This window comes from Amphibiibacter pelophylacis (assembly GCF_037688875.1).
Taxonomy (GTDB): Bacteria; Pseudomonadota; Gammaproteobacteria; order Burkholderiales; family Burkholderiaceae_C; genus Amphibiibacter; species Amphibiibacter pelophylacis.
Genome location: NZ_JAWDIE010000001.1, coordinates 71,344 through 84,404, shown reverse-complemented (window position 1 = coordinate 84,404; position 13,061 = coordinate 71,344). Strand labels below are relative to the sequence as shown.

The window sequence follows — 13,061 nt, the reverse complement described above, 5'->3', positions numbered from 1 at the left end:
GCCATGAACTACGCGACACAACAGAAACTGGGCCGCATCCTGCTGTACGTGGCGGCCATCGTCATCAGCGCGATCTCGGTCTTCCCTTTCATTTACGCCATCAGCACCTCGCTGAAAACGGGCTCTGACCTGTTCAACCCGGCGCTGTGGCCCAAGGCACCCACGTTCTCCAACTATCTGTCGCTGTTCCAGACGGCCGAGCAGCCTTTCGGGCGCCACCTGCTCAACAGCATCATGGTGTCGACCGGCGTGGTCGCGCTGTCGCTCTTCCTGAGCCTGACCGCCGCCTACGCGCTGGGCCGCATCCAGTTCAAGGGCCGGGGCCTGCTGCTGGCGGCCATCCTGTCGGTGTCCATGTTCCCGCAGGTGGCCGTGCTGTCGGGCATGTTCGAGCTGATTCGCTTCCTGGGCCTGTACAACAAGGCCGTCGGCCTGATCCTGCCTTACATGATCTTCACGCTGCCCTTCACGGTGTGGGTGCTGACGACCTTCATGAAGCAGCTGCCCAAAGAGCTGGAAGAGGCCGCCATCATGGACGGCTGCAGCCCCTGGCGCATCCTGAAAGACGTCTTCATGCCGCTGCTGTGGCCCGCGCTGGTGTCCACCGGCCTGCTGGCCTTCATCGCGGCCTGGAACGAGTTCCTCTTCGCGCTGACCTTCATTCTGGACAACCAGGAGCGCACGGTGCCGGTGTCGATCTCGCTGCTGTCCGGTGCCAGCAAGTACGACATCCCCTGGGGCAATATCATGGCCGCCTCGGTCATTGTCACGATCCCGCTGATCGTGCTGGTGCTGATTTTCCAGAAGAAAATCGTCTCCGGCCTGACCGCTGGCGCCGTCAAGGGTTGATCCCTGGCTGGCTTTTTGCTGATTTCCCAAGAGTCTCCATGAACGAAAACGCACTCACCCCCGCCACCAACAGCAACTGGTGGCGCGGCGGCGTGATCTACCAGATCTACCCGCGCTCCTACGGCGACAGCAACGGCGACGGCATCGGCGATCTGCCGGGCATCACCGCCCGCCTGGATTACGTCGCCTCGCTGGGCGTGGACGCCATCTGGCTGTCGCCCTTCTTCAAAAGCCCGATGAAGGATTTCGGCTACGACGTCAGCGACTACTGCGACGTCGACCCGATGTTCGGCACGCTGGACGATTTCCGCGCCCTGCTGGACAAGGCGCACCGCCTGGGCCTGAAGGTCATGATCGACCAGGTGCTGTCGCACACCAGCGACGTCCACCCCTGGTTTGTCGAAAGCCGCTCCAGCCGCGACAACGCCAAAGCCGACTGGTACGTCTGGGCCGACGCCAAAGACGATGGCACGCCGCCCAACAACTGGCTGAGCATTTTCGGCGGCAGCGCCTGGCAGTGGGACACGCGTCGCCGCCAGTACTACCTGCACAACTTCCTGGCCAGCCAGCCCGATCTCAACTTCCACAACAAGGCGGTGCAGGACGCGCTGCTGACCACGGTGAAGTTCTGGTTGGATCTGGGCGTGGATGGCTATCGCCTGGACACGGCCAACTTCTACTTCCACAGCCAGAGCCTGAAGGACAACCCGCCGCGCGGCATGCCGCAGGGCGAAGACCCGGCGGTGAACAGCGTCAACCCCTACGCCTGGCAGTGGCACCACTACGACAAAAGCCAGCCCGAGAATCTGGCCTTCCTGCGCCGCCTGCGCACGCTGCTCAACGCCTATCCCGACACCACCATGGTCGGCGAGATCGGCGACGACGACGGTCTGGCGCGCGTGGCCGAATACACCAGCGGCGGCGACAAGCTGCACATGGCCTACTGCTTTGACCTGCTGGGCGGCGTGCACGACGCGCCCGGGCTGCACGCCATTTTCAGCCGCTTCCACAGCCTGGGCGGCGACAGCTGGCCCTCCTGGGCGCTGAGCAACCACGACTGCGTGCGCGTGGGCTCGCGCTGGCGCGGCGCGGATACGCCGGTGGCGCTCAAGCGCTTGGGCGGCGCGCTGCAACTGGCGCTGATGGGCTCGCCCTGCCTTTACCAGGGCGACGAACTGGGCCTGCCCGAAGCCGACATCGCTTTCGAGGATCTGCAGGACCCCTACGGCATCACCATGTGGCCCGATTTCAAGGGGCGCGACGGCTGCCGCACGCCCATGCCCTGGTCGGCCCAGGCGCCCCACGCCGGGTTTGGCACACCAGCGGCCACCGCGCCCTGGCTGCCCGTGGCCCAGCCCCACCTGGCGCTGGCGGTGGACCAGCAGGAGGGCGATCCGGCCAGCGTGCTGTCCACCTATCGCCGCCTGCTGCACTGGCGCAAACAGCAGCCTGCGCTGCTGCACGGCGCCGAAACGCTGCTGCCTGTGCACCCGCAGGTGCTGGGCCTGGTGCGTGAGGCACCGCAGCAGAAGCTGCTGGCCCTGTTCAACTTCAGCGACGCGCCCGCCAGCCTGCCCCTGCCTGCCGGCTGGGAAGCGGCCCGCATCGTCCAGCAGTCCGAGCCCACCGAGGCTGTGCGCCTGGAGGGCACGACCGTCCAGCTGCCCGCCTGGAGCGGGGTTTTCCTCACCGTGTAAGGCCGCCCTGCCGCGCGCCCGCCCCTGCCACCGCCTAGAAAGCCCGCCATGTCCCAGATCGTTTTCAAGAACATCCAGAAGATTTACCCCGGCGCCACCACGCCCACGATCAACAACGCCAACCTGACCATCGAAGACGGCGAGTTCTGCGTCTTCGTCGGGCCGTCGGGCTGCGGCAAATCGACGCTCTTGCGCATGGTGGCCGGTCTGGAGGACATCTCCAGCGGCGATCTGTCGATCAGCGGCGTGCGCGTCAACGACATGGCACCCGCCCAGCGCGGCGTGGCCATGGTCTTCCAGAGTTACGCGCTCTACCCGCACATGACGGTGGGCGAAAACATGGCTTTCGGCCTGAAGGTGCTGGGCTCGGACGCCGCCGACATCAAGCGCCGCGTCGATCAGGCCGCCGAAGTGCTGCAGCTCACCCCGCTGATGGATCGTCTGCCCAAAGAGCTGTCGGGCGGCCAGCGCCAGCGCGTGGCCATTGGCCGCGCCATCGTCAAGGAGCCCAAGGTCTTCCTGTTTGACGAGCCGCTGTCCAACCTGGACGCTGCGCTGCGCGTGCAGACGCGCATCGAGATCGCCAAGCTGCACAAACGCATCAACACCGCCAGCATGATTTACGTCACGCACGACCAGGTCGAGGCCATGACTCTGGCCGACAAGATTGTGCTGCTGCACACGGGCAAGCTGGTGCAGGAGCGCGGCTCGGTCGCGCAGGTCGGATCGCCGCTGACGCTGTACAACCGCCCGCAAAGCCGCTTCGTCGCCGAATTCATCGGCTCGCCCAAAATGAACGTGCTGCCTGCCAAGGTCAGCAGCGCCAGCAGCACGGGCCTGGCCATCCAGGTGGGCGGCAACACGCTCAACGCGGCAGTGGACGCCAGCGGCCTCAAGGGCCAAGACGTGTTCATCGGCATCCGTCCCGAGCACGTCGTGCTGCTGCCCGAAGGCAGCTCCACGGGCGACAACCGCGTCAGCGGGCGCATCGAATATCTGGAAAAACTGGGCGACGCCACGCTGCTCTACGTCGAGCTGGCCACCGGCCTGCCCTCGATCACCGTGCGCCTGGAAGGCACGCACAGCCTGTCCATCGGCCGCGAAGTGCAGTTCCTGATTCCCGCCGAGCACGTCCACGCCTTCGGCACGGACGACATGGCGCTGCCGCGCCTGGGCGATCTGCCGAGCTGAAGCCCCTTCGCTTCTGCCCACCAACGGCCCTTCGGGGCCGTTTTTGTTGGGGCCACAACTGCGGCAGATACAGCCTGCGAAACAGGATGACGCACGGGTCGGGATGATGCGGGCTTGATCCATTTCAGCCAGCGCCCAATGACACACATTGCCCTTGTGGGTGACTCCATTTTTGATAACGCGCGATATACCGCAAGAGGCCCAGCGGTGATCGACCATCTGCGCGAGCAGATACCAGCCGGCTGGCGTGCGTCGCTACTGGCTATGGACGGCGCAGTGACCGCCCATGTTCCCGCCCAGTTGCGTCGACTGCACGCCACGCACACGCACCTGGTTCTCAGCGTCGGCGGCAACGATGCGCTGCAGCGCGCTGATGTTCTGGATACCCCGGTAAGTAATAGCGACCAGGCCTTCACCCTACTGTCCAAGGCCATTGCTGCATTCGAAACCGATTATCGCGCCACAGTATCGCAGTGTATTGACACTGGCCTGCCGCTGGTCGTCTGCACGATCTATAACGCGAACTTCCCGGATGCTGATTATCAGAAGATCATATCCATAGCGCTCAGGGCCTATAACGACGTCATTATCCGCGTTGCATCGGAATATAACCTGCGCGTGATTGAGCTGCGCCGCGTCTGCACTTTGCCAGAAGATTATTCCAACGATATCGAACCTTCCGTGGCAGGTGGCCGGAAAATCGCGGCGGCCGTCGTGCGAGCGGTCACGGAGGGGCGGTTCTGCGGCGGCGGTGCGCAGGTGGCGGCCTGGAATTGATTTGAATCGATATATCAGTTATGACAGATCGTAATCCAATCATTTGGACCGGAGACCTGAAAACCGACTGCACCGCCAGATGGTCGGGACTATTGCTTCGCGCCAGACTCAGAGACAATAAATCTGGCTGGTGGTGGCGGGTCTATCGCATCGAACCAGGTCAGATTTATGCGGAAGCAATTATTGAATCGGACAACATACCCCAGAGATTTGGTTCAGGAACAGAATCCCGTCGGTATGCAGAAGCCGTAGCCAGGGCCTATATCAAAAAAATGAAGGAAAAGCAACCGTTTAAACCGCAATCGATGCGAAAGCATAAGAAGGCGCGGTAGAGAATGCAGCCGCTGTATCAACGAGCGATCCCGATACCGGAAAATCCAGCTGGTTCGGGTCATTGCGGCCAAATAGCAGTACAGCCCGCATGAAGTTGCCTCTGAAGACAGCGATGGCGATCCAATCTCCGCCAGCCATCCTGCGCGCGGTGCAGGAAGGGCACTTCAGTGGCGGCGGTGCTCAAGTGGCTGCATAACAACAGCTCTGGATCAACCCTCTGGCAAGCACAGCATGCGACACAGGATGTCGCGTCGATCTGGATGATGCAGGTTTCTGGACCCGCCATCATTCAGGAGGCCTTATGCCCAGCGACACCTTGTCCTTTCAGTACGACCCCCTGCCCGAAAATTCCCCGCTGTGCCTGTGGGCGCTGCGCATCCTGCTGGACCTTGGCGCGCACCAGAAATTCATCCGTTACGAGTTCCGCGACGATAGCCTCGCCATCGCGCTGGGCTTGGGCGATTGGGTGGATTCCGAGACCCGCAAATTCAACCCGCCAGCGATCCGCGCTGAACTGCGGCGCAAACGCCAGCGTTTGGAGAAGCAGGCCGATACCCTCAAGCTGCCCGAACTGCTGTCCAGAAATCTCACCAAGCTGGCTGAACTGGTCAACCTGTCGGCGACCGAGCTGCAGATTCTGGGCTTCGTCATCTGCCTGCACGGAAACAGTGCACTGCGTACGGCCGCAACGCTGCTGTACGATCTCACGACCCCGAAATGCGTGCAGGCCCTGTCGGCGATTTTGAGGGTTGAGAGCAGCGGGATCAGAAAGGCCTTGTCGGGCCAGTCGGCTTTGGTCGGTGCAGGATTGATCACGCTCGCCCCCGAAAATGACACTCTCGACGACAAGCTGAATATCCTGAGCCCCCATTTTGTGGATCAGATGCTGCACTTCGACATCGAGCCCGACCGGCTGCTGGCCGGTATGCTGGTGGCGGCAGACGACAGCCATCTGACTCTGACCGATTACGAGCACATCCAGACCGATCTGGATATCCTGCTGCCGCACCTGCGGCAGGCCCTGCAATCGAATCAGCGCGGGGTGAATATCCTGATTCATGGCGATCCCGGCACCGGGAAAACCCAGCTGGTCCGGGTCATCGCGGCGCAGTTGGAGCACAGTCTGTATGAAGTCGCCTCGGAAGACAGCGAAGGCGATCCGATCTCCGGCAGCAAGCGCCTGAGCGCATTTCGCCTGGCACAGCGCTTTTTCGCCCGGCAAAGAGCGCTGATTGTTTTCGATGAAATCGAGGATGTTTTCAGCGATGAACAAAGCCTGGGCGCCAAAAGCACGGCCCAGCGCCACAAGGCCTGGCTCAACCGGATGCTGGAAAGCAATCCGGCGCCGTCCTTCTGGATATCCAACGATATCTCGAGCATGGATCCGGCTTTCATCCGGCGGTTTGATCTCAGTCTGAAGTTGACCCCGCCGCCCAGAAAGCAGCGCGAACGCATTCTGCAGCAAACCTGCCAGGGCCTGCTGGATGCCGAAGCCATCCGCCGCCTGTCGCTGGCCGAGCATCTGGCCCCGGCCGTTGTCGCGCGCGCGGCGGCAGTGGTCCAGCCCATTCAGGCCGAAATTGGGGTGGACAAAACCGTGGCGACCCTGGAGCGCCTGATCAATAACACGCTGATCGCGCAGGGCAACAAACCCCTTGCCCAACCGGATCGGAGTAACTTGCCGCAGGTTTATGACCCGGCTTTCATCCATGCCGATGCCGACCTGGCCGGTATTGCGGACACACTGAAAACCCGGCCTGTCGCCCGGCTGTGCCTGTATGGACCGCCCGGTACCGGAAAAACCGCCTATGGCCGCTGGCTGGCCCAGCAGCTGGATCGGCCGCTGCATGTCAAACGCGCTTCCGATCTGCTGTCCATGTATGTGGGCGAGGCCGAGAAGAATATCGCCCGCGCATTCCGCAGTGCCCAGCGCGACGATGCCGTCCTGATGATTGACGAGGTCGATACCTTCCTGCAGGACAGGCGCGGCGCGCAGCGCAGCTGGGAGGTCAGCCAGGTCAACGAAATGTTGACCCAGATCGAGGCGTACAGCGGCGTGCTGGTGGTTTCGACCAACCTGATGGACCAGCTCGACCCGGCTGCGATGCGCCGCTTTGACCTGAAAGTCCGCTTCGATTACCTGCGCTCCGAGCAGGCGCAGGAATTGCTGCAGCGGCACTGCGCGCAGCTCAAACTCCCAGAACCGTGCCCGGATGAGCTGCGCAGGATGTCACGCATCAAGGCCATCACGCCAGGCGACTTTGCGGTGGCTGTGCGACAGTCGGGTTTCCGATGCATCACATCGGCCAGCGACCTGATCACGGTGCTGGAGCGGGAGTGCGAGGGGAAAGAAGGCGCGAGGGTGAGGGTGGGGTTTGTTTGAGTCCGCTCTATCAGGGCATCATCAAATATCAACAATAAATTTGCGAGGGAATTATGTCGTCACAGAATAAACTGGATCAAGTTACAGAATCTGATTCTTTCGGCCTGAGCATTGAGGATGCGGTTAGGTGGCCCGAGGGAAATTTGTGTGGAAATTCTAGTCGCCTGATGTTGCCCCCGATTCAGCGATCTCTGGTTTGGAACAATGCGCAAATTATTAATTACTGGGATAGCCTACTGCGCGGCTATCCCGGTGGAACTATGCTTGTGCATCAGCTAAGTCCGGGCAAAAAAGGCATCGATTTCGAAGGAAAAACCCATGATGTTGGTGAAAACGACTATCTTCTTTTTGATGGGCAGCAGCGCATGTCCGCCCTGCTTCTGGGGTATGGAACGGGTCCGTTGAGCGGGCATTTGAAGCTTTGGGTGGATTTGGGAAAAAAGCCAGAAAAGAGTTCGGACCTTAAATTTCAACTGCGTGTGACATCAGCCGGTCAGCCGTTTGGTTATCAAAAAAACAATCCAAGTCAGAAAATTGATCTCGACACACGAAGAAAAAAATGGAATGAGTGGCAGAGCGAAAGTGCCCCTAGCGAAGCGTTCAAGAGCGTTACGGGGAGGGATTTGTTGAGCGGAGTGATACCAATCGAGCTCAGTAAGCTACTCGGGGCTCAGTCTGTCGAAAATATTCACCAAATGATTCGCTCAGAATATTCCGAAGACGCGCTTTTGGATTTGAGTATGGATGATGCCAATGATTTTTTCAAACATCTTGCGAAATTGAAGAAGACAAAAACTCTCTTTCAAATTGTTTCTAAAAATATTATCAATAATTCAGAGGACTACTCGAGATTATTTGCCCGATTGGGCCAAGGCGGAACACGGCTTTCCGATAACGAGCTGGCATACTCGATCATTAAAAACGAAATCCCCGAAGTGCGGGAAGGCATGCAAGATGTCGTCAAAAAATCTGGGCGTTTGGCAAGTGATGTTGACTTGGCGCTAGCTGGATTACGGGTCACAAAAATGGAGCCTTACGAAATAGATTGGGATGGTGATTGGGAAAAGTACTCTCGGCCCAACCCCGCCTCAACCCTTGCAGTGCTCCGGGATAAAAAACAAGTCCGCGATAAATATGAAGAATTTATTTGCGAACAAGATGGCAATTTTCATTATGCGGAAATCGTTTCACAAATACGAGACGAACTGGAGTATGACACAGTCAAAAATCCTAATGGTCTGCCAAAAATCTTACTTGCGCAGCTACCAAAGGCATTAATTGAAGTGCTTGTTCTTTTCTTCGGAAACCGAGAAGACAGCGCGAATCAGCCCTTAAAAGCTAATAAGTCATTGCTTGGGTTTGTCTTGGCTTGGCTGGGTTTTGTTCATAATCATGACAAAGCTGCAGATGCAATTTTTTATAAATATTCTGATTCAAAACCGAAATTGCATTTCACTGCTGACAGCCTGAGAGATTTTTTCGCGCATATTGCAGAATCGGGGGCGGCTTATCAAATCCCTCATGCCGCCGATATTAAAAAATTCAGCGATGATCTAATTGAACGAAAAGCTGAAAGTCAGCTCCGATCCTATAATGAAAGATTTCTGCTCCGGCCAATTGAATCCGCTGACTCCTATGATAGGAAACTTGATTTCGAGCGCATCGGCGCTACGCTGCGAGTTTTGTCTTCTGATCAAAACAGCATAAAACGCATCCTTCTCTGGTTGCAACGCAAATATATTCAGAATAACTCGCCAAACTATGATCCAACATCGGAACGTGATGAGGATTTGCCGATTGATCTGGACCACGTTATTCCGAATTCCAACTTCGGGTATCATTGGGCAGGGCGAGGGGGTTATTTGGCGGACGAATTTGTTAACGACGCCAAACTTTTGGATTATTTTAGAAGTTATCGCGGCTTGATCGGAAATTCGCTGGGCAACTTCAGGTGGCTAGACTCCAGTGAAAATCGTGGAAGAGGTGATTCAGGTATTTCAATCGACCAGGAAGCTCTGGATTTATATTGCTTTGATTCAATTGAGTCGATTCGATCTTGTGATAGGCTGATTTTTGAGAACAGAAAAGAAACCTCTGAGTCGCTTCCTTGGACTAAAAGCGACGTTGCGGATTTCCAGTTTCTGATTGATGCTCGCACACTATTTCTCATTAAAAAATTCATCACCGAAAGTGGGATCGAAGAGCTGGTGCATCCTGCGACAGATTCCAGCCCTGACCCCACCGCCTCCGCCACAACCTGACGCACCCCTGCGGACAATGCAGGTGTCTTCACCTCCCGCATGGCCATGAAACATCACCGCTGCGACCTTTGTCCTGAATCTTTCCTGCCGAACCCGCCGGGCCACCGGTCTGGGGCCTTGTGATGGCGCCGGTTCCGCTGGGCTTGGCGCCGCCTTTGAAAGTGGCCGACGTGGTTCTGCGTGGGTTGCGCGCCTGCGGCCGCTACGACGGGCAGGTGCTGCGCACCACGCTGCAGTTCACCTTTCACAACCCCACCGCGCAGCGCATGTGGGTGTGCCACACCTTCGCGATTCCGCCGCGGGCCACCCTCGGCGCGTGGCAGGCACCGGACACCCTGGAGGCGTCGCTGGCGCAGGACACCCGCTATGCCGTGGCGGGCGTGTATCACCTGCGCCTGCGCTCGCTGCTGCCGGGCGAGACGGTGCTGGTGGAGGTGGCGTGGGCGCAGGAGCTGACCCCGGAGTCGGGCCGCGCGCGGCTGGTCATCCCCAGCACCGTTGCGCCCTACTGCGGCGCCCGGCTGGATTGCGGCACGCAGATCCATCTCTTCCACTGGGATTTCAAACCTGCGCCCAAGGAATGGCTGGAAGGCTACCGGTTTGACCTGTTGCTGCATCTCGAAGGCCCTGCGGCGCGCGCCCGGGTCGGCAGTGCCAGCCACGCCATTTCGGTCGGCCCGGCGGACGGCGCTCTGGATGTGCGTTTGCTGGCCCCGGCGTGGATGGACCGCGATGCAGTCATCCTGCTGGATGACATCCCGCAGCCCGATGCGGCCCCGGCGGCGCAACGCGACAGGCCGCTCAAGCTGATAATTCTGCTGGATATTTCGGGTTCGATGCGCGATCACCTGGGTCAGGCGCAGACTGCGTTGCTGCACCTGGTGGATGTGCTGCAGCAGGGCGCCGTGACCGATGGCGAAGCCTCGCTTGAAAGCCTGTGGCTGCACCGTTTTGACGAAACGCTCATGCCCGTGATGCGCGCCCGGGCGGATCAGCCCAGACAGTTGACGGCCCTGCGCGAGGCGGTCCTCAGCAGCCAGTCGGGCTCGCGTGGCACCGCCCTGCTGGAGGCGCTTGCGGAACTGGCCCAGCGGGCCGAGGCCAGCACTGCCCCGCACGACGTGCTGCTGATCAGCGAGGGGCACGAGGTGCCTGGCGTGCGGCAGTGGCTGGCGGCCTTCCCGGCCGACCGGACGGCGTATCCGCTGCGCATTCACGCGCTGGGCCTGGGCCGGGCGCCCAGTGCGGATATCCTGCAGGCGCTGTGCCATGTCACAGGCGGATATTGCGAATTCGTGACGCCCAACGAAAATGCCGCAGCCGCTATTGCCCGGCTGGCGCACAGAATCCGGACAGCGCCGCCGAACGCCGTGAGCGATACGGGCTGCTTGAGTGGCGCGCCATACTCGCAGCAGATACCTGCGCGGTGCCCGCCCAATACCGCAATCGGGCCTGCGCCTGAGATATTCCACAAAACCGCCCAGCTCCTGGCCCACAGCCAGTCGGGATCAGGCTGGGATACCCATCAGGCGCTGCCCGCGCAGGTGGGGGAATCGTGGGGGGAAACCGAGGAAAGTCTGTTGTGGCGGATCAAACAATATCGCCTGCGCCACCCCACGCCAGCATTTCTTCGCCGACCCCGCCGCGTGGAGGTGTCATGAAACGTCTGGGTCCTGCGGCCCCCTATGCCTATCCCCGGTTTTTTCTGGTGATGGCCCTGGTTGCACCAGTCCAGGAATGGTCGGTGATTGGGGCGTGGTCGCTCCATCCCAAACGCCCGCTTTTCCCGTTTGCACTGTCTGTCGGGATGCAGCGGCAGCGCGGCCCGCTTGAACTCCTGATTCTGCAGGCCGACGACAGCAGCGATCCGCGTCGGCATCTGGCTGAGCGGTTGATCATGGACACATCCATCCCTATGGGTGTTGGATCGGATCGCCCGGCAGGATCGATGGATCAGGCCTGCTGCCCCATTTTTGTCGACGATATTGTGCGTGCCCATTCGGCCGTCGATCAGCTGCGCCGGAATTTCCCCGATCTCCATCCGCCGCTGTCTGCGGTCATGCGCCGGATGGTGAACGCGATTGATCTGTTGCCCCCTGCGCTGCGCAGGCGCCCGGACATGCTGCACTGTCATACCCTTGCGCCATACCTGCCGCACATGGCTTTGGCCGGTGTCGCGGCGGATGGTCTATTTCCTGATCAAGCCGCGATGAATGCGGCATGGCGAACATTCCGCCAGCCAGACAGCCCTCAGGCGCTGCGCGACGAACTGGGCCAGACCGTGCTGGACCACCTGTCGCACCGAATACGGATTCTGGCTGCGGTGGCGAATGCGCAGGAAGGCGGAATCCCTGAAATTGAAGGGGATGCCGAATGACATCCCTACCTGAATACGATGAAATCCAGAGCTCAAGTGGATTCATGTTGGGTTTGCACGACCCCCTGTTTTCTGAGGCAGTATTGACATTCAATATCCATCAGGACTTTCCTGTCAGCAAACTGCAGCGGCAATACAGAATCGGCTATGGGCGAGCAGTGTCTTTATACAAGGCACTTGTCACCGCTCAAGCCTCTGTTTGACGGGATGCGCTGTATGCTTCCCCCACCAGAACGCCACAAAACTCTGCGCCCACCTTCATAATCTGAACCATGGCCCACGCTGATTTCCAGGATTTGATCGCTCAGGCCGTTGGCTTTCTGGTGCAAGCCGACAGCATCGTGATCGCTGCCGGGGCGGGGATGGGCGTGGATTCGGGTCTGCCTGATTTCCGGGGCCGGGCGGGTTTCTGGAAGGCTTACCCAACGCTTCAGGATGCGCAGGTGGGTTTCCACCAGATCGCCTCCCCGGCCGCGTTTTACGATGATCTTGCGCTGGCCTGGGGGTTTTACGGCCACCGTCTGGCACTGTACCGGGGCACCCAGCCGCACTCGGGGTTTGACGTGCTGCGCCGCTGGCAAACCCGCTTTCCAAAAGGCCTGGCGGTATTCACCAGCAATGTCGATGGACAGTTTCAGAAAGCGGGGCTGGATGCGGCGCTGGTGCACGAATGCCACGGCTCCATTCACTACCTGCAGTGTCTGCACCCGTGCACGCAGGCGCTGTGGTCCGCCGACAGTTTTGCGCCTGACGTGAATATCGCCCGCCTGCGTCTGCGCGGTGTGGCGCCCGTCTGCCTGCACTGCGGTGGGCCCGCGCGCCCGAATATCCTGATGTTCAATGACAGCGCCTGGCTGCCCGCACGCAGCGACGCGCAGGAGCAGCGCCTGCGCCACTGGCTGCGCCAGACGCGCCAGCCCGTCGTGATCGAGCTGGGCGCCGGGACGGCCATCCCCTCGGTGCGGCACTTCGCGCAGCGCGTGGCGCGCGAGCACGGTGCCCCGCTGATCCGCATCAACCCGGCCGATGCCGCTTTGCCCGCCGGGCTGGGTGTTGGGCTTGCGCTGGGTGCTGCCGAAGCGCTGCTGGCCATCGACGCCAGGCTGGCCGAGCTGCCCGGGCAGGCCCAGCACAGCCTGGTCTGATTGCGACACAAAATGTCGCAGGCCTGCATAAACTGTGGGCATTGACTC

Annotated in this window: 10 protein-coding genes; all 10 read left to right on the top strand. The window is 60.2% G+C overall.

Features of this window, described 5'->3' with window-relative positions; translation table 11 throughout:
* The first annotated feature begins 3 nt into the window (after positions 1-3).
* The 10 genes from RV045_RS00395 to RV045_RS00350 all read left to right on the top strand — a co-directional run bounded on the left by RV045_RS00395 (position 4) and on the right by RV045_RS00350 (position 13,013).
* Positions 4-849, top strand: a complete 846-nt coding sequence (locus tag RV045_RS00395) for a carbohydrate ABC transporter permease (protein WP_423233775.1) — start codon at positions 4-6, stop codon at positions 847-849.
* A gap of 38 nt (positions 850-887) precedes the next feature.
* Positions 888-2,546: an alpha-amylase family glycosyl hydrolase gene (locus RV045_RS00390; protein WP_423233774.1), complete on the top strand. Its 1,659-nt coding sequence runs from the start codon at positions 888-890 to the stop codon at positions 2,544-2,546.
* A gap of 48 nt (positions 2,547-2,594) precedes the next feature.
* Positions 2,595-3,737 carry an ABC transporter ATP-binding protein gene (locus RV045_RS00385; protein ID WP_423233773.1) on the top strand — a complete coding sequence of 381 codons (1,143 nt, stop codon included), beginning with the start codon at positions 2,595-2,597 and terminating at the stop codon, positions 3,735-3,737.
* 138 nt (positions 3,738-3,875) lie between these two features.
* On the top strand, positions 3,876-4,514 hold the full coding sequence (locus tag RV045_RS00380) for an SGNH/GDSL hydrolase family protein (protein WP_423233950.1): 639 nt from the start codon (positions 3,876-3,878) through the stop codon (positions 4,512-4,514).
* Positions 4,515-5,301: 787 nt separating this feature from the next.
* Positions 5,302-7,230: an AAA family ATPase gene (locus RV045_RS00375; protein WP_423233772.1), complete on the top strand. Its 1,929-nt coding sequence runs from the start codon at positions 5,302-5,304 to the stop codon at positions 7,228-7,230.
* 53 nt (positions 7,231-7,283) lie between these two features.
* On the top strand, positions 7,284-9,491 hold the full coding sequence (locus RV045_RS00370) for a GmrSD restriction endonuclease domain-containing protein (protein WP_423233771.1): 2,208 nt from the start codon (positions 7,284-7,286) through the stop codon (positions 9,489-9,491).
* Between the two features lie 122 nt (positions 9,492-9,613).
* A complete protein-coding gene (locus tag RV045_RS00365) occupies positions 9,614-11,152 on the top strand; it encodes a vWA domain-containing protein (RefSeq protein ID WP_423233770.1) in 1,539 nt (512 codons plus the stop codon).
* Positions 11,149-11,868 (top strand): hypothetical protein, encoded by a 720-nt coding sequence (locus RV045_RS00360; RefSeq protein WP_423233769.1) that lies wholly within the window; start codon positions 11,149-11,151, stop codon positions 11,866-11,868. Before RV045_RS00365 ends, RV045_RS00360 begins: the two co-directional genes overlap by 4 nt.
* Positions 11,865-12,071, top strand: coding sequence for a DNA translocase FtsK (locus tag RV045_RS00355; protein ID WP_423233768.1), 207 nt, complete (start codon positions 11,865-11,867; stop codon positions 12,069-12,071). The genes RV045_RS00360 and RV045_RS00355 overlap by 4 nt, the downstream gene beginning before the upstream one ends.
* A 69-nt stretch (positions 12,072-12,140) precedes the next feature.
* Positions 12,141-13,013, top strand: coding sequence for an SIR2 family NAD-dependent protein deacylase (locus RV045_RS00350; protein WP_423233767.1), 873 nt, complete (start codon positions 12,141-12,143; stop codon positions 13,011-13,013).
* Positions 13,014-13,061: the final 48 nt, after the last annotated feature.

What these genes read in the sequence shown, in the direction of transcription:
- RV045_RS00350 (WP_423233767.1), top strand. Translation starts at nt 12,141, where the DNA reads ATGGCCCACGCTGATTTCCAGGATTTGATCGCTCAGGCCGTTGGCTTT.
- RV045_RS00390 (WP_423233774.1), top strand. Translation starts at nt 888, where the DNA reads ATGAACGAAAACGCACTCACCCCCGCCACCAACAGCAACTGGTGGCGC.
- RV045_RS00385 (WP_423233773.1), top strand. Translation starts at nt 2,595, where the DNA reads ATGTCCCAGATCGTTTTCAAGAACATCCAGAAGATTTACCCCGGCGCC.
- RV045_RS00370 (WP_423233771.1), top strand. Translation starts at nt 7,284, where the DNA reads ATGTCGTCACAGAATAAACTGGATCAAGTTACAGAATCTGATTCTTTC.
- RV045_RS00380 (WP_423233950.1), top strand. Translation starts at nt 3,876, where the DNA reads ATGACACACATTGCCCTTGTGGGTGACTCCATTTTTGATAACGCGCGA.
- RV045_RS00395 (WP_423233775.1), top strand. Translation starts at nt 4, where the DNA reads ATGAACTACGCGACACAACAGAAACTGGGCCGCATCCTGCTGTACGTG.
- RV045_RS00355 (WP_423233768.1), top strand. Translation starts at nt 11,865, where the DNA reads ATGACATCCCTACCTGAATACGATGAAATCCAGAGCTCAAGTGGATTC.
- RV045_RS00365 (WP_423233770.1), top strand. Translation starts at nt 9,614, where the DNA reads ATGGCGCCGGTTCCGCTGGGCTTGGCGCCGCCTTTGAAAGTGGCCGAC.
- RV045_RS00360 (WP_423233769.1), top strand. Translation starts at nt 11,149, where the DNA reads ATGAAACGTCTGGGTCCTGCGGCCCCCTATGCCTATCCCCGGTTTTTT.